At 60.7% G+C, this 17,154-nt stretch carries 14 protein-coding genes; 4 read left to right on the plus strand and 10 right to left on the minus strand.

The features are described 5' to 3' along the window. Positions 1–72: 72 nt before the first annotated feature. The 7 genes from CRP40_RS06005 to CRP40_RS06035 form a co-directional block, all read right to left on the minus strand. A complete protein-coding gene (locus tag CRP40_RS06005) occupies positions 73–963 on the minus strand; it encodes an ABC transporter permease subunit (RefSeq protein WP_023532426.1) in 891 nt (296 codons plus the stop codon). Further along, positions 960–1,880 carry an ABC transporter permease subunit gene (locus tag CRP40_RS06010; RefSeq protein WP_027913442.1) on the minus strand — a complete coding sequence of 307 codons (921 nt, stop codon included), beginning with the start codon at positions 1,878–1,880 and terminating at the stop codon, positions 960–962. Before CRP40_RS06010 ends, CRP40_RS06005 begins: the two co-directional genes overlap by 4 nt. After that, positions 1,877–3,019 (minus strand): polyamine ABC transporter ATP-binding protein, encoded by a 1,143-nt coding sequence (potA, locus tag CRP40_RS06015; protein WP_027913441.1) that lies wholly within the window; start codon positions 3,017–3,019, stop codon positions 1,877–1,879. Before potA ends, CRP40_RS06010 begins: the two co-directional genes overlap by 4 nt. A gap of 68 nt (positions 3,020–3,087) precedes the next feature. Beyond that, complete coding sequence (locus CRP40_RS06020; protein ID WP_027913440.1) at positions 3,088–4,182, minus strand: polyamine ABC transporter substrate-binding protein; 1,095 nt, start codon at positions 4,180–4,182, stop codon at positions 3,088–3,090. Positions 4,183–4,340: 158 nt separating this feature from the next. Next, complete coding sequence (locus tag CRP40_RS06025; protein ID WP_027913439.1) at positions 4,341–5,438, minus strand: polyamine ABC transporter substrate-binding protein; 1,098 nt, start codon at positions 5,436–5,438, stop codon at positions 4,341–4,343. Between the two features lie 160 nt (positions 5,439–5,598). Next, positions 5,599–6,960 carry an aspartate aminotransferase family protein gene (locus tag CRP40_RS06030; protein ID WP_027913438.1) on the minus strand — a complete coding sequence of 454 codons (1,362 nt, stop codon included), beginning with the start codon at positions 6,958–6,960 and terminating at the stop codon, positions 5,599–5,601. Between the two features lie 48 nt (positions 6,961–7,008). Beyond that, positions 7,009–8,367, minus strand: a complete 1,359-nt coding sequence (locus tag CRP40_RS06035) for a glutamine synthetase family protein (protein WP_023532328.1) — start codon at positions 8,365–8,367, stop codon at positions 7,009–7,011. A 573-nt stretch (positions 8,368–8,940) separates the two neighbouring features. On the opposite strand from CRP40_RS06035, the gene CRP40_RS06045 reads away from it, so the two are divergent. After that, positions 8,941–10,317, plus strand: a complete 1,377-nt coding sequence (locus tag CRP40_RS06045) for a glutamine synthetase family protein (protein WP_023532636.1) — start codon at positions 8,941–8,943, stop codon at positions 10,315–10,317. Positions 10,318–10,376: 59 nt separating this feature from the next. Here the strand turns inward: CRP40_RS06045 and argA are convergent, their stop codons facing one another. Together argA and argE are read right to left on the minus strand one after the other, a co-directional pair. Then, positions 10,377–11,678: an amino-acid N-acetyltransferase gene (gene argA / locus CRP40_RS06050; protein ID WP_027913437.1), complete on the minus strand. Its 1,302-nt coding sequence runs from the start codon at positions 11,676–11,678 to the stop codon at positions 10,377–10,379. Positions 11,679–11,801: 123 nt separating this feature from the next. Beyond that, complete coding sequence (gene argE, locus CRP40_RS06055; protein ID WP_027913436.1) at positions 11,802–12,944, minus strand: acetylornithine deacetylase; 1,143 nt, start codon at positions 12,942–12,944, stop codon at positions 11,802–11,804. Positions 12,945–13,058: 114 nt separating this feature from the next. Between argE and CRP40_RS06060 the strand changes: the two genes are divergently transcribed. Further along, positions 13,059–14,426 (plus strand): CYTH domain-containing protein, encoded by a 1,368-nt coding sequence (locus tag CRP40_RS06060; protein ID WP_027913435.1) that lies wholly within the window; start codon positions 13,059–13,061, stop codon positions 14,424–14,426. Between the two features lie 5 nt (positions 14,427–14,431). Here the strand turns inward: CRP40_RS06060 and CRP40_RS06065 are convergent, their stop codons facing one another. Further along, the gene (locus CRP40_RS06065; protein WP_027913434.1) at positions 14,432–14,902 is read right to left on the minus strand and encodes an Lrp/AsnC family transcriptional regulator; all 471 of its coding nucleotides are present in this window, start codon (positions 14,900–14,902) and stop codon (positions 14,432–14,434) included. 125 nt (positions 14,903–15,027) lie between these two features. Between CRP40_RS06065 and CRP40_RS06070 the strand changes: the two genes are divergently transcribed. Together CRP40_RS06070 and CRP40_RS06075 are read left to right on the plus strand one after the other, a co-directional pair. Then, positions 15,028–15,339 carry a hypothetical protein gene (locus CRP40_RS06070; protein ID WP_027913433.1) on the plus strand — a complete coding sequence of 104 codons (312 nt, stop codon included), beginning with the start codon at positions 15,028–15,030 and terminating at the stop codon, positions 15,337–15,339. Positions 15,340–15,471: 132 nt separating this feature from the next. Further along, on the plus strand, positions 15,472–17,145 hold the full coding sequence (locus CRP40_RS06075) for a GspE/PulE family protein (protein ID WP_027913432.1): 1,674 nt from the start codon (positions 15,472–15,474) through the stop codon (positions 17,143–17,145). Positions 17,146–17,154 lie beyond the last annotated feature (9 nt).

The raw sequence follows: 17,154 nt of genomic DNA on the forward strand, positions 1-17,154 counted from the left end.
TCTCCGCACGGCGCAAGCGCAAGTGTGGAACAGCTGCTCGCTCCAAAAGCGTAACGAGCAGCCATACCTCGATCAGATCGGCGCTACCGGCGCCGGGCGCCGTACCTGAGGCTGCGACGCATTGGCCGCCGCACCTTCTTCAATCGCCTGCTGTATGGCCTTGCGGCGACGCTCTTCGGCACGGCGACTGAAGTACCAGACGAAGAATGTCACCAACGAGACGGACAGCAGAATCAGGCTGGCCACGGCGTTGATCTCAGGTTTCACGCCCAGGCGTACCGCCGAGAACACTTCCATCGGCAACGTGGTCGAGCCTGGCCCGGACACGAAGCTGGCCAATACCAGGTCATCGAGCGACAAGGCGAACGACATCATGCCACCTGCCGCCAGCGAAGGCGCAATCATGGGGATGGTGATCAGGAAGAACACCTTCCAAGGCTTGGCCCCCAGGTCCATGGCCGCCTCTTCGATCGACAGGTCCAGCTCACGCAGCCGGGCCGACACGACGACGGCCACATAGGCCGCGCAGAAGGTGGTGTGGGCAATCCAGATGGTGACAACGCCACGCTCCTGCGGCCAACCGATCAATTGCGCCATGGCCACGAACAGCAGCAGCAGCGACAGACCCGTGATGACTTCAGGCATGACCAAGGGTGCGGTGACCAAGCCACCGAACAAGGTACGCCCGCGGAACCGGGTGACCCTGGTGAGTACGAAAGCCGCCATGGTGCCCAACGCGACAGCCGCTACCGCCGTGTAGCAAGCGATTTCCAGCGAGCGCATCACCGAACCGATCAGCTGAGTGTTGTCCAGCAAGCCGACATACCATTTGACCGACCACCCGCCCCACACCGTCACCAACTTGGAGGCGTTGAACGAGTAGATGACCAGAATCACCATCGGCAAGTAGATGAACAGCAAGCCGAACACCAGCATCAGCTTGGAAAAACCGAAGCGCTTCATGCCCTGCCCTCCATTTCCTTGGCCTGGCTGCGGTTGAACAGCAAAATGGGCACGATCAGGATCGCCAGCATCACCACCGCAAGCGCCGAGGCCACCGGCCAGTCACGGTTGTTGAAGAATTCCTGCCACAACACTTTACCGATCATCAGGGTTTCCGGTCCGCCGAGCAGTTCGGGGATCACGAACTCGCCCACCACGGGGATGAACACCAGCATGCAACCGGCGATGATGCCGTTTTTTGACAGCGGCACGGTGATTTTCCAGAAGCTGTTGAAGGTGCTCGACCCCAGGTCGGATGCCGCTTCGAGCAGGCTTGGGTCATGCTTCACCAGGTTGGCGAACAAGGGCAGGATCATGAACGGCAGGTAGGAATAGACCACGCCGATGTACACCGCCAGGTTGGTGTTGAGTATCTGCAGCGGCTGGTCGATCAGCCCGGTCCACATCAAAAAGCCATTGAGCAAACCGTTGTTGCTCAGAATGCCCATCCAGGCATACACGCGGATCAGGATCGCGGTCCAGGTCGGCATCATGATCAGCAGCAGCAGGACGGTCTGGGTTTCCTTCTTGGCGTTGGCGATGGCATAGGCCATCGGGTAGCCGATCAGCAGGCAGAGCAGCGTGCTGATGAACGCCATCTTCAGCGAACCGAGGTAGGCCGAGATATACAGTTCGTCCTCGGTCAGCAAACCGTAGTTGGCCAGGTTGAGCACCAACTGGATCTTGTCCTCGACGTAGCTGTAGATCTCGGTGTACGGCGGGATCGCCACGTCGGCTTCGGCGAAGCTGATCTTCAGGACGATGAAGAACGGCAGCATGAAGAACAGGAACAGCCACACGAAAGGAACACCGATCACCAGGTGCCGCCCTTCAGGGGTGATGCGCCGGAACGCTCGCTTGAGCTTGCGCAGCTTCATGACCGCAGTACCACGCCGCTGTCGTCTTCCCACCATACGAAGACTTCATCGTCCCACGTAGGGCGCGCGCCTTGGCGTTCGGCGTTGGCGACGAACGACTGCACCACCTTGCCACTGGGTAGCTTCACGTAGAATACCGAATGCCCGCCCAGGTAGGCGATGTCATGGATCTTGCCGCGCGACCAGTTGTACTGGAAATCAGGCTGGACAGTGGTGACCAGCATCTTTTCCGGGCGCAGTGCATAGGTGATGTGCTTGTCCTCCACGGAGGTGGAGACACCGTGCCCGACGTAGATCTTGCGCTCAAGTTCAGGCGAGGCGATCAGGGCGTGGCCTTCGGCATCGTCGATCACCTCGGCATCGAACAGGTTGACGTTGCCGATGAATTCGCAGACCAGGCGGCTGGTCGGGGTTTCGTAAATGTCTACCGGCGAGCCGATCTGAGCGATCCAGCCCAGGTGCATGATGGCAATGCGCTGGGCCATGGTCATGGCTTCTTCCTGGTCGTGGGTCACCATCACGCAGGTCACGCCGACGCGCTCGATGATTTCCACCAGCTCCAGCTGCATCTGCGAACGCAGCTTTTTGTCCAGGGCACCCATCGGCTCGTCCAGCAGCAACAGCTTAGGCCGCTTGGCCAGGGAACGAGCCAAGGCCACGCGCTGGCGCTGGCCACCGGAGAGCTGGTGCGGCTTGCGTTTGGCGTACTGAGTCATGTGCACCAGCTTGAGCATCTCGGCCACGCGGGCGTCGACCTCGGCCTTGGGCAAGCGGTCCTGCTGCAGGCCGAAGGCGATGTTCTGCGCCACGGTCATGTGCGGGAACAGGGCGTAGGACTGGAACATCATGTTGATCGGCCGCTCGTAGGGCGGCATGTCGGTAATGTCCACGCCGTCCAGGAAGATGCGTCCTTCGGTGGGGCGTTCGAAGCCTGCCAGCATGCGCAGCAAGGTCGACTTACCGGAGCCGGAACCCCCAAGCAAGGCGAAGATTTCGCCCTTGCGGATTTCCAGGGACACATCGTCCACCGCTACCGTTTCGTCGAATTTTTTCGTGACCCGGTCGATCTTGACCAGCACCTGCTTGGGTTGCTGGCCACCCTCGAGGGCTTTCTTATAGGCGCCGGAGGCAACTGCCATGAGTGAAACTCCCAACAAGTTTTTTGTGCCCGCGCGGCCTGCCAGGCAGGCCGCGCGGGTGAGGTGGATTACTTGCCCGACTTGACCTTGGTCCAGCTGCGGGTCATCAGGCGCTGCACTTTGGGCGGCAGCTCTGAGTTCACGAACATCTTGTCCAGCACATCCTGCGGTGGATAAACCGCAGCGTCAGTCCTCACGGCCTGGTCCATCAGGTCGCCAGCCTTCGAGTTAGGGTTGGCATAACCGACGTAATCACTGACCTGGGCGATAACCTCAGGTTTCAGCAAATAGTTGATCAAGGCATGCGCCTGCTCCACGTTTTTGGCGTCCTTGGGAATCGCCAGCACGTCGAACCAGAGGTTGCCGCCTTCTTTGGGAATGGCATAAGCCAGGTTCACACCCTTCTTCGCCTCTTCGGCGCGGGCCTTGGCCTGGAACACATCACCCGAGAAACCTGCCGCGACACAGATGTTGCCGTTGGCAAGATCGGTGATGTACTTGGACGAATGGAAATACGTCACGTAGGGGCGTACCGCCAGCAGCTTCTGCTCGGCCTTGGCGTAATCCTTGGGGTTGGTGCTGTTGGGATCCAGGCCCATGTAGTTGAGGACGGCCGGAAGCATTTCGTCCGCCGAGTCGAGGAAGGCCACGCCGCACTTGGACAGCTTCTTCATGTTCTCGGGTTCGAACAGCACTGCCCAGGAGTCGATGGTATCGACGCCAAGCGCCTCTTTGACCTTGTCGACGTTGTACCCGATGCCATTGGTGCCCCACAGGTAAGGCACGGCATACAGGTTACCCGGGTCGTTCTTCTCCAGGCGCTTCATCAACGCAGGTTCAAGGTTCGCGTAATTGGGCAGCAGTGCCTTGTCGAGCTTTTGGAAAGCGCCCGCCTTGATCTGCTTGCCCAGAAAATGGTTGGAGGGCACGACCACGTCGTAGCCGGTCCTGCCGGCCAGCAGCTTGCCTTCCAGGGTTTCGTTGGAATCGAAGACATCCTGCACCGGCTTGATGCCCGTGGCTTTCTCGAAGCCTGCGAGCGTGTCGGGGCCGATATAGTCGGACCAGTTGTAGAAATGCACCGTAGGCGCCGCTTGGACGCTGCATGCCAGCGTCAGGCTCGCTGCAGCCATCACGGCCTTGCGTAATACAGAATTGGACAAGTGGGTGGTCCTCACAATCAGTGTCTGGATAGCGACAATGCTGCCGCACACGCAAAACCGGCGCGCAACTTACCTTCGCAGCTTCGATGCCGCAATGCTCAATTGCCTTTCACTGGTTTCGGACCGGGAATACCCGGTCCGAAAATGCTACATCAGGCTTATTTGCCCGATTTGATCTTGGTCCAGCTGCGGGTAATTACCCGTTGCACTGCTGCTTCAGGGGCGGCAATGGCGTACAGATTCTTTTTCACTTCAGCGGACGGATAGATGCTTGGGTCGCTGGTGATGTCCTTGTCCACAAAGGCGGTCGCGGCCTTGTTGCCGTTGGGGAAGCGCACGGCATTGGTGATTTCGGCCATGACTTGCGGCTGCATCAGGAAGTCCATGAACTTGTAGGCCGCTTCCTTGTGCTCGGCATCCTTGGGCATGGCAACCATGTCATAGAAGGTGCCGGCGCCTTCTTTCGGGATCACGTAGTCCAGCTTGACCTTGTCCCCCGCTTCGTGGGCGCGGGTCTTGGACTGCTCCAGGTCACCCGAGTAGCCGACAGCCAGGCAGATGTTGCCGTTGGCCAGGTCGCCAATGTACTTGGAGGAGTGGAAATAGGTGATCGACGGACGGATCTTGAGGAACAGGTCTTCGGCAGCCTTGAGGTCTTCCTTCTTGGTGCTGTTGGTCGGCAGGCCCAGGTAATGCAGGGCCGCTGGCAGCATTTCGGTTGGGGCATCAAGGAAGCTCACGCCACAGCTCTTGAGCTTGGCGATGTTCTCTGGCTTGAAGACCACGTCCCAGGAATCGATCTTGTCCACGCCCAGCGCTGCCTTGACCTTCTCGGGGTTGTAGCCGATGCCGATCGAGCCCCACATGTAGGGGAAGGCATGCTTGTTTTCCGGGTCGCTGGCATCGCCCACGGCCTTGAGCAGATCCTCGTCGAGGTTCTTCCAGTTGGGCAGCTGGGTGCGATCGAGTTCCTGGTAGACGCCCGCCTTGATCTGCTTGGCCAGGAAGTTGTTGGAAGGCACCACGATGTCATAGCCCGACTTACCGGCCAGCAACTTGGCCTCCAGGGTTTCGTTGCTGTCGAACACGTCGTACTTGACCTTGATGCCCGACTCTTTCTCGAACTTGGCGATGGTGTCCGGAGCAATGTAGTCCGACCAGTTGTAGACGTTCAGTACCTTGTCTTCAGCCTGTACAGCCCCGACCACTGCGCCCATCAGCGCAGCGGCCAACAACGTCTTGCCCATATTCTTCATGCGTCATGCTCCAGAGTGTTCGATTAGCCATCCGTTCAGAAGCCGGGTCCCGCAGTACACGCGTGTGGGCGACTGAAGCAGCCGCTAGTCTGGCAAGTTACAAGGCCCGGTTTCAAGGAAACCTGGCCCTTGTAACGACTTAATGTCACATCGCTAGCTGTCAGCGAATCGCCTCGAGTGTCAGGTCCAGGCATTTGCGTGCCTTTTCCACCAGCTCGTCGATCTGCGCCGGGCTGATGACCAGAGGTGGCGCGATGATCATCGTGTCGCCGACGGCCCGCATGATCAGGCCATTGTCGAAGCAGAAATTACGGCAGATCATGCCAGCACCTTTGCCCTCGAAACGGCTGCGTGTCGCCTTGTCCTTCACCAGCTCGATCGCGCCGAGCAGGCCAACACCGCGCACCTCGCCCACCAGCGGGTGGTCCTGCAACTCACGCAAACGCTTTTGCAAATACGGTGCCGCTTCGGTGCGCGCTTTCTCGACGATCTGTTCGTCGCGCAGGATGCGCAGGTTTTCCAGGCCTACCGCGGCAGCCACCGGATGCCCGGAATAGGTGAAGCCGTGATTGAAATCCCCGCCTTCGCTAAGCACCTTGGCAACCTTGTCACGCACGATCACACCGCCCATGGGGATGTAACCGGAGGTAAGGCCCTTGGCGATGGTCATCAGGTCGGGCTTGAGGTCATAGAAATCCGAGCCGAACCACTGCCCTGTTCGCCCGAAACCGCAAATGACTTCGTCAGCCACAAAGAGGATGTCGTACCGGGCCAGGATTTCCTTGATCTTCGGCCAGTAGGTGTCTGGCGGGATGATCACGCCACCGGCGCCCTGGATAGGCTCGGCGATGAACGCGGCGACGTTGTCCTCGCCGACTTCGAGAATTTTCTTTTCCAGTTGCTCCGCAGCCCAGACCCCGAACGCCTCCGGTGTCATGTCACCGCCCTCGCCATACCAGTACGGCTGAGGGATATGCACCACGCCCGGGATGGGCAAGCCGCCTTGCTCGTGCATGCCACTCATGCCGCCCAGGCTGGCACCGGCCACGGTGGAGCCGTGATAGCCGTTGACCCGACCGATCAGGGTCTGCTTGCTCGGCTTGCCCTTGAGTGCCCAGTAATGGCGAACCATGCGCAGCACGGTGTCGTTGCCCTCGGAGCCTGAACTGGTGAAGAACACATGGCTCATGCCCTCGGGCGCCACTTGGGTGATCGCCTTGGCCAACTCCAGCGCCGGAGGATGGGCGGTCTGGAAGAACAGGTTGTAGTAGGGCAGCTCACGCATCTGCCGCTCTGCCGCCTGAACCAGCTCCTCCCGTCCATACCCCACGGCCACGCACCACAGGCCAGCCATGCCGTCGAGAATCTTGTGCCCCTCGCTGTCCCACAAATGCACGCCTTGCGCCTTGGTGATGATGCGCGGCCCCTTGTCCTTCAGCTGCTTGTAGTCGCTGAAAGGCGCGAGGTGATGCTCGCCACTGAGGGCTTGCCATTCACGGGTTTGCGGGTTGTTCAGGCTCATGTGGTTCTCCGTTGACGGAAGGCCGCGCGTCTGCGGGGCCGAGGTTGATCAAACTGCGAACAGCAGGAATTCACGCTCCCAGGAACTGATGACGCGCTTGAAGTTCTCGTGCTCGGCACGCTTGGTGGCCACGTAACCGGCGATGAATTTCTTGCCCAGGTATTGCTCCAGGGCGCGGCTGATTTCCATGCGTTCCAGGGCGTCTTCGATGGTCAGCGGCAGGCGCAGGTTGCGACGCTCGTAACCCCGGCCCTGGACCGGTGCGCTGGCCTCGATACCTTCGACCATGCCGATGTAGCCACACAGCAGGCTCGCGGCGATGGCCAGATACGGATTGGCATCCGCACCCGGCAGGCGGTTTTCCACCCGGCGGCTTTGCGGGCCGGCGTCCGGGACGCGCAGGCCTACCGTACGGTTTTCCTCGCCCCACTCGACGTTCACTGGCGCCGAGGTATCCGGCAGGAAGCGGCGGAACGAGTTCACGTTGGGCGCAAACAGCGGCAACGCTTCGGGAATGAATTTCTGCAAACCGCCGATGTGGTTCAGGAACAGCGTGCTCATGCTGCCGTCTTCATTGCTGAAGATGTTCTTCCCGGTGGTCACATCGACCACGCTCTGGTGCAGGTGCATCGCACTGCCAGGCTCGCCGGTCATGGGCTTGGCCATGAAGGTGGCTGCCACGTTGTGCTTGAGCGCCGCCTCACGCATGGTGCGCTTGAACACCAGGATCTGGTCGGCCAGGTGCAGGGCATCGCCGTGACGGAAGTTGATTTCCATCTGCGCCGTGCCGTCTTCGTGGATCAGCGTGTCGAGGTCCAACTGCTGCAATTCGCACCAGTCATAGACATCCTCGAACAGCGGGTCGAATTCGTTCGCAGCTTCGATGGAGAAGGACTGGCGCCCGGTTTCAGGCCGGCCCGAACGGCCCACTGGCGGTTGCAGCGGGAAGTCAGGGTCTTCGCTGCGTTTGGTCAGGTAGAACTCCATCTCGGGCGCGACGATGGGCTGCCAGCCCTTGTCGGCGTAAAGCTTGAGCACCTTCTTGAGCACGTTGCGCGGCGACAGCTCTACGGGGTTGCCCTTTTTGTCATAGGTATCGTGGATGACCTGCGCGGTCGGCTCGATGGCCCATGGCACCAGGAACACGGCATTCTCATCGGGCCGGCAGATCATGTCGATGTCTGCAGGGTCCAGCAGCTCGTAATAGATGTCGTCGTCGACATAGTCGCCGGTCACGGTCTGCAGCAACACGCTCTCGGGCAGGCGCATGCCTTTCTCGGCGATGAACTTGTTGGTAGGCGAAATCTTGCCGCGCGTGATGCCGGTCAAGTCGCTGATCAGGCATTCGACTTCGGTGATCTTGTGCTCTTTCAACCAATCGGTGAGCTGGTCGAGGTTGTTACTCATAAATACCTCAGGAGGTAAGGTGGTCCGCGACTTGATTCTGGATGCAGTGGATGGCTAAAGCAAAACCCCCGCGCAGGCGGACGGTGGATACACTGAAATGACGTGTGTCCTAAGCGATTCGTAATGGCAGAAAGAAGCGAAGCGTGGAGATGAGGTGCCATGAAGGCGGGGCCGAGCATGCCAGACGTCAATTATTGCGAGCACTGCCGCCATGGGATTGGCAGGCCAGGCTAACGTGACTGAACAGCCTGATTGCACTGCATTGGCAGCGCTTCCAGGTCGCGGCAGGCGGACCATGAGACCCTCGTATTATTCTGTTTTGGGTTGAATCGGAGCTTAGCGCCGTTCATTTTTTTACACAACACCTGCGTAAAAAATAAACGACGCAGTGCTCGCGATAGCGCTTTTCCAGAGAAATAGCGGATAATGCCGTGCCCCGATATGCAGCAAATCTGCCGTAGACGTGCCATTTCAGGGCATCATGGAGTTGGCTTGACATCAGTATGGCTTTTCGATTGACTGGTCCTGCAAGCCCCCCTTGATTGATATTTTTAACAACAAAGGTGTTGCATCATGTCGGTACCCCCGCGTGCCGTTCAGCTTAACGAAGCGAACGCGTTCCTTAAGGAACATCCTGAGGTTCTCTACGTTGACCTTCTGATTGCAGATATGAATGGTGTGGTGCGTGGCAAGCGCATAGAGCGCACCAGCCTCCACAAGGTTTACGAGAAAGGCATCAACCTGCCGGCCTCCCTGTTTGCACTGGATATCAATGGCTCCACCGTCGAAAGCACCGGGCTGGGCCTGGACATCGGCGATGCAGACCGCATCTGCTATCCGATCCCCGACACCCTCTCCAACGAGCCGTGGCAAAAGCGCCCGACTGCCCAGTTGCTGATGACCATGCACGAGCTCGAGGGCGAACCTTTCTTCGCCGACCCGCGTGAAGTACTGCGCCAGGTGGTGAGCAAGTTCGACGACATGGGCCTGACCATCTGCGCCGCCTTCGAGCTGGAGTTCTACCTGATTGACCAGGAGAACGTGAACGGCCGCCCACAGCCGCCGCGCTCGCCCATTTCCGGCAAGCGTCCGCAATCGACCCAGGTCTACCTGATCGATGACCTGGACGAGTATGCCGACTGCCTGCAGGACATCCTCGAAGGGGCCAAGGAACAGGGCATCCCTGCCGACGCCATCGTCAAGGAAAGCGCCCCGGCTCAGTTCGAAGTCAACCTGCACCATGTGCCGGACCCGCTCAAGGCGTGCGACTACGCCGTGCTGCTCAAGCGCCTGATCAAGAACATCGCCTACGACCATGAAATGGACACCACCTTCATGGCCAAGCCCTACCCAGGGCAGGCAGGCAATGGTCTGCATGTACACATTTCCGTGCTGGACAAAGATGGCAACAACATCTTCACCAGCGAGGATCCCGAGCAGAACGCCGCGCTACGTCATGCTGTCGGCGGTGTGCTCGAGACCCTGCCCGCGTCCATGGCGTTCCTGTGCCCGAACGTCAACTCCTATCGCCGCTTTGGCGCGCAGTTCTATGTGCCCAATGCGCCAAGCTGGGGCCTGGACAACCGCACCGTGGCGTTGCGCGTACCGACCGGATCCCCGGATGCCGTGCGCCTGGAGCACCGCGTGGCGGGTGCTGACGCCAACCCGTACCTGATGATGGCGGCCGTGTTGGCAGGCGTTCACCATGGCCTGACCAACAAGGTCGAGCCGGGCGAGCCTATCGAAGGCAACTCGTACGAGCAGCTGGAACAGAGCCTGCCGAACAACCTGCGTGATGCGCTGCGCGAGTTGGATGACAGCGAAATCCTGAACAAGTACATCGATCCGAAGTACATCGACATCTTCGTCGCGTGCAAGGAAAGCGAGCTGGAGGAGTTCGAACATTCGATATCCGACCTCGAGTACAACTGGTATCTGCACACCGTGTAAACCAGAACGCCGCCCTTGAAGGCGGCGTTTTCATTTCAGGCGCACAGGCGCAGAACGCCTCACCCCAACGGCTTTTCGAAGATTTTCGAATTGCGCTGGAAGTTGTACAGCGAAGCCCGTGCCGCCGGCAGCCGCTCGACACCACTGGGCGAGAAGCCGCGTTCGCGGAACCAGTGCGCCGTGCGTGTAGTGAGCACGAACAGGGTGCTCAACCCCATCTCCCGTGCCCGGCTTTCGATACGCGCCAGCAGCTCGTCCCCGCGCCCGCCATGGCGGTATTCCGGATTCACCGCCAGGCATGCCAGCTCGCCAGCATCGGACTCTGCAATCGGATACAGCGCTGCGCACGCGATGATCATGCCTTCGCGCTCCACCACACTGAACTGCTCGATTTCCCGCTCCAGCACTTCCCGTGAACGGCGCACCAGGATGCCCTGTTCTTCCAGCGGGCTGATCAGGTCGAGCAGGCCGCCGACGTCTTCGATGGTGGCCTCTCGCACGATCTCGAACTGCTCCTGGGACACCAGCGTACCGCCACCGCCCCGGGTGAACAGTTCGGTCAGCAGCGCGCCGTCCTCGGCATAGCTGACGATGTGACTGCGTGCCACGCCGCCTTTGCACGCCTCGGCAGCGGCATCGAGCAGCTCGGCCTGGTAATCACTGCCCAGGCGCTGCAAGTGCGGCGCAACCTGTTGTGGGCGCAGTTCGCGCACCAGGCGGCCATGCTCATCCAACAGACCAGGTGCTGCACCGAACAACACCAACTTCTCTGCACCCAGTTCGATGGCCGCACGGGTGGCCACGTCTTCGCAGGCGAGGTTGAAGATCTCGCCGGTTGGCGAATAGCCCAGCGGCGAGAGCAACACGATGGAGCGTTCGTCGAGCAGGCGGCTGATGCCCTTGCGGTCTACCCGACGCACTTCGCCGGTGTGATGAAAATCCACGCCTTCGAGCACGCCGATCGGCCGCGCGGTGACCAGGTTGCCGGAGGCCACCCGCAGGCGCGAGCCCTGCATGGGCGAGGCGGCGATGTCCATCGACAACCGCGCTTCGATGGCCAGGCGCAACGCGCCGACCGCGTCGATGACGCAATCCAGGGTAGCGGCATCGGTGATACGCAGGCCGTGGTGGTAATGCGCTGCCAGGCCACGTTCAGCCAGGCGGCTCTCGATCTGCGGGCGAGAGCCGTGCACCAGGACCAGGCGTACCCCAAGGCTGTGTAGCAGCACCAGGTCGTGGACGATGTTGCCGAAGTTAGGGTGTTCGACCCCATCGCCGGGAAGCATCACCACGAAGGTGCAGTCGCGGTGGGCGTTGATGTAAGGAGAAGCGTGGCGTAGCCAGTTGACGTAATCGTGCATGACAGGGCCTGTGGATAAGTGGACGGAGAACGGCGTTACAGGGGCGTTCAGGATCATCGTCGGAACAGGCTTGCGGTCACGCGCGGTCTCCTCTAGGCAGAAACGAATGAATGGGGTGGACGTTTAATGCAGACAATAGTGCCCGATCAAGTCACGCAATAGACGCACGGTCGGCTCGATACGTGACATGTCCAGGTATTCGCCAGGCTGGTGTGCGCAGGCGATGTCACCAGGGCCGAGCACGATGGTCTGGCAGCCAAGCTGCTGAAGATAAGGTGCTTCGGTGCCGAATGCCACCGCTTCGGCACGGTGGCCGGTGAGCCGTTCTGCCACCTGGACGAGTTCACTGTCGGCCGCCTGTTCGAACGGCGGCACTTCGGGGAACAGCGGCGCGTAGTCGATACGCACGTCATGGCGCTCGGCCACCGGAACCAGTTTTGCACGGATGGCAGCGCGCAACTGCTCCACGTCCATGCCCGGCAATGGGCGCAGGTCGAACTCCAGGGCGCACTGACCGCAGATCCGGTTGGGGTTGTCGCCACCGTGAATGCAACCGAAGTTCATGGTGGGTGCCGGCACCGTGAACTGCGGGTTGTTATAGGCCTTCTGCCATTGCTGGCGCAGGCCCATCAGTTCGTCCATGACCGCATGCATGGCGTCCATGGCGCTACGGCCCAGGCTTGGGTCCGAGGAATGACCACTGCGCCCCAGGATGTCGATACGATCCATGAGAATGCCCTTGTGCATGCGGATCGGCCGCAGCCCGGTCGGCTCGCCGATGATCGCCGCGCGACCCAGGGGCTGGCCAGCATCGGCCAGGGCACGGGCGCCAGACATCGAGCTTTCCTCGTCGCAGGTGGCCAGAATCAGCAGCGGCTGCTTGAAGTCGTGCTGCAGCAACGGAATGACGGCTTCGATCACCAATGCGAAAAAGCCCTTCATGTCGCAACTGCCAAGCCCCACCCAGCGACCCTCGACTTCGGTCAGCTTCAAAGGGTCGCTGCTCCAGAGCTGCTCGTCATAGGGCACGGTGTCGCTGTGGCCGGCCAGCACCAGGCCGCCCGGGCCGCTGCCGCGGCTGGCCAGCAGGTTGAACTTGCCGGGGGTCACCTGCTGAATGTCGCAGGTGAAGCCCAGATCGCCCAGCCAAGTAGCCAACAGGTCGATGACCTGACGGTTGGACTGGTCGAGCGAGGCCTGGGTGCAACTGACCGAAGGCGCGGCGATCAAGGCGGCAAATTGGTCTTTCAGCGTCGGCAACGGCATGCGTTTACTCCTCGGAAGCATTGCCCATCATAGGACCATCCGCCGTCTGGAATAAACCGTTGACGGCCTACTGCTGTAGACTCTGCATCGACCACGCCCCCTTTCGAGCCTGTGATGCCCAAAGAAACCGAACTCAAGCTGCGCGCCAGCCCCGAGACCCTCGCCGCCTTGCGCGAGCACCCGCTGCTGAAAAAGCGCAACAAGTCTGGCTGGCAGACCCGCGAACTGCTGAACCAGTATTTCGACACGCCTGAGCGCGCGCTGGCCGAGGCACGCGTTGCCCTGCGCCTGCGCCGTGACGGCGATACCGTCATCCAGACCCTCAAGTGCCGCGGAACCAGTGTGGCTGGCCTGTCCGAGCGCAACGAGCACGAATGGCAACTGGACAAGGTCAAGCTGGACCTCAAGAAGCTGGATGACAGCTGCTGGCCGGCGCAACTGGCCGACCTGGACAAGAAGACCATCAAACCGTTGTTCACCACCGATTTCACCCGCGAATATGCCGAAATCGCTTGGGGCCGTGGCAAGGCCAAGGTGGTGATCGAGGCTGCGCTGGACCAAGGCTTCGTAATTGCCGGCAAGCGCAAGGAAGCGATATGCGAGTTGGAACTGGAGCTGCGTGAAGGTGAGCCGGCGGCGCTGCTGGAACTGGCTGCCGAGCTGACCACAAGCGTTGCGCTGATGCCCTGCGATATCAGCAAGGCCGAGCGCGGCTATCGTCTGCTGGAGCCAGAGCGTTTCGAGCTGGATCTGAGCGTCGCCGACCTCGAAGCGGACATGGCCTTGGACGACGCCTATGCTGCGTTGGCCTGGCAACTGCTGGGCAACAGCCAGCGCCTGGCCGAGCAATACCGCCACAGCGGCCACTGGCGGTCGCTGCAGGACTGGGTGCAGAATATCATCGAGCTGCGCGCAATCACCGCCAGCCTGGGCCAGGCCGCCCCCCGCGCGGCTACCCGTGACCTGCGCGCGCGCCTGGATGCCCTGCTCGAAGACTGGCGTCCACTGGTGCAAGCCGGCAACGATGACGAAGACATCCGCCGCGCCGCGCCCGAGCAGTTCGCAGAAGAGCTGGATGATCCTCGCTGGGGCCAGTTCTCCCTGGAAACCTCACGTTGGCTGTTGTCGCGTGCCTGGACTGCCGAACGCAAGGGCCGTGGCGAGCGCCAGGGCAAGGCGCTTCTGGCAAGCTGGCTTGCACACCTGATTGCCGAGGAAGGCCGCGCCCTGAAGTTGTCGCTGTACACCCAGCGCCCCGAGGACCTGGCAGAGCAACTGCCGCGCATCGAGCAATTGATGGCCTGGCTGCACCATGCCCGCCATGTGCTGGACGCACCACAAATGGACCGCCTGTACGGCGACATGAAGAAGTTGCACGAACTGGCTGAGCAACCGATCAGCGATGAGGTACTCGAAGCCCGCATCGAGCAGGCACGTGCCGTCGATCAGAGCCGTGGTTGGAAACATCTGCTCAAAGCGTGATGCCCTTAGCCCGATAGCGGCAGGCTGGTGGTGGACTTGATCTCTGAGAGGGCCACGATCGAGTTCACCTCCTGAATGCCGGGCACGTTCGAGAGCTTTTCGAAGAAGAACCGCTCGTACGCCTCGATGTCCGGGGTGACGATACGCAGCAGGAAGTCCACCGAGCCCATCAACACGTAGCACTCCAGTACTTCCGAAAAACCGCGAATCGCCTCCGTGAACTCGGTGAAGTTCGAACGGCCGTGGGCATTCAATTTTACTTCGGCGAATATTTGGGTGTTCAGCCCGATCTTCTTGCGGTCCAGCAAGGTGACCTGCCCGCGAATCACCCCCTCCTCTTTGAGCCGTTGAATCCGTCGCCAGCACGGCGATTGGGACAAGCCAATGCGTTCGGCGATCTGGGCGCTGGACAGCGAAGCGTCTTCTTGTAGCAACTCGAGGATACGACGGTCGTAAGCATCCAATGCGCTGTGCATGAACAATTCTCCAGATCGACCCGCATCGATAATAGCTATGCAAAAAAAGACTCATTAGGTCGAATCTTAGCGAAAAAATTCCGGCCTAGGCATGCAAAACTTTCTGCATTCAACGAGGATAACGCATGAACTCACTGCCGCGTGCCGATGTATGGGCCAACAACAATGCCCACACCACCGTGCTGTATCGCTTGCAGGCCGAAGCCGAGCCCGACAGCTTGTGCCGGATACTCAATCAGTTCGCCTTGCAAATGCTCACACCGCACAGCATGCAGGTCACTCAACAGGATGACTGGTTGACCATCGACATCGGCATTGGCGGATTGAGCTGGCATCGCGCCGAGGTGATCGCTCAGAAATTGCGCAACATGGTGTGTGTGGCCGATGTGCACATGGCCCCGCAACACCGTGTGGAGCTGTCAGTAGTGCACGCCTAACGGCGCCTGCCAACGCATTGAGGCGCGGAGCAAGCGTCACCCTCAGGCAAAACCCTGAAACCCTTCCGATCCGGCTTGAGCGAAGGCTGAGCTAGCCTTGATCAGGTCTTCTTGATCAGGCACGGACGCCTCATGCATAACCCAGATACCCTGGCACTCGACCTGCACCGGGTGCTCGAAGCCCTGCTTATCGATCAGCGCCTGCATGCCAGCGATAGCGTGCGTGTCCTTGAGCAGGCCGTCGATCACCCCGCTGATCATCCGCTGGAGCAGGTGGCCGCCTGCAACCTTGTCGACCGCCTCCACCCAGGGCAGATACTGGACCTAGATCGGCTTTGCCAATGGCTGGCTGCCAAGGCGGGTCTGCCCTATCTGCGTATCGATCCGCTGCAAATCGACCTGCAGCAGGTGGCTGAGCTGGTGTCGCCGGCCTTTGCGCAAAACCACGGCATTCTCATCGTGGCGGCTGACGCCGCGAGCGTCACCGTGGCCAGCGCACAGCCCTATCAGTGCCGCTGGCAGGCCGATCTTGCCCTGAGCCTTGGACGAACCGTACGGCGGGTGCTCGCAAGCCCTGTGCAACTGCGTCAGGCCGGTGAACCCTTCCAGCGCCTGGCCCAGTCGGTGAAGGGCGCGCATCATCAGCAATCGAACCGCTTTAGCGAGCTTGAGCAGTGGCTGGAGCTGGGCAAACGCCACATGCAGGCCAGTGCGGATGACGCGCACATCGTGCATATCGTCGACTGGCTGCTGCACTACGCGATCGACCAGCGCGCCAGCGACATCCATCTGGAGCCACGCCGCGACCAAGGGCACTTGCGCTATCGCATCGATGGCCTGTTGCACACCGTCTACGTGTTCCCCGGCGCAGTCATGGTGGCCCTGATCAGCCGCCTGAAGCACCTTGGGCGCATGGACGTCGCGGAAAAACGCAGGCCTCAGGATGGCCGACTGCAAAGCCGCCTGCCAAACGGGAGCGAGGTGGAGCTCCGGTTGTCGACCCTGCCCACTGCCTTTGGTGAGAAGCTGGTTTTGCGCCTGTTCGACCCGCAGCAGTTGCACGAGAGCTTTGATCGGCTCGGCCTTCAGGGGCAGCAATTGAGCCATTGGCAAGGCCTGCTGCAACGGCGCCAGGGCATCATCCTGGTCACAGGGCCCACAGGCTCAGGCAAGACCAGCACGCTGTACGCCAGTCTCAAGCTGTTGGCCACCCCGCAGGTGAACCTGTGCACCATCGAGGACCCCATCGAACGGCTCGAACCCGCGTTCAACCAGTTTCAGGTGCAGCCGGCACTGGACCTGGGCTTTGCCAACGGCGTGCGCGCCATGCTGCGCCAGGACCCGGACATCATCATGATTGGCGAAATACGAGACCCCGATACCGCACGGGTGGCCGTGCAGGCCGCCCTTACCGGGCACCTGGTGCTGTCTACCCTGCACACCAACGACGCCTGTGCCGCAATCATCCGCCTGCAAGAACTGGGTGTGGCTGACTACCTGATCAAAGCGACGTTGATCGCGGTGATGGCTCAGCGGCTCGTGCGTACGGTGTGCAGCCAGTGCCAGGGGCGCGAGGCAGCCAGCTGCAGAACGTGCCGCGGCACGGGCTTTCACGGGCGTACAGGTTTGTTCGAATTACTCGAGCCTAGCGACAACCTGCGGGCTCTGATCGGCCCTGATACAGACCTTGCGCAATTGCGACGCCAAGCCCAGGCAGATGGTCTTGTGGACCTGCTCCGCTGCGGCGAAGCCAAGGTTGCGTGTGGGCGAACCCTGGCAGAAGAAGTCCTGCGTACATGCAGCTGATCAGAAGCG

The sequence above is a fragment of the Pseudomonas sp. URMO17WK12:I9 genome (assembly GCF_900230165.1).
Lineage (GTDB): Bacteria > Pseudomonadota > Gammaproteobacteria > Pseudomonadales > Pseudomonadaceae > Aquipseudomonas > Aquipseudomonas fulva.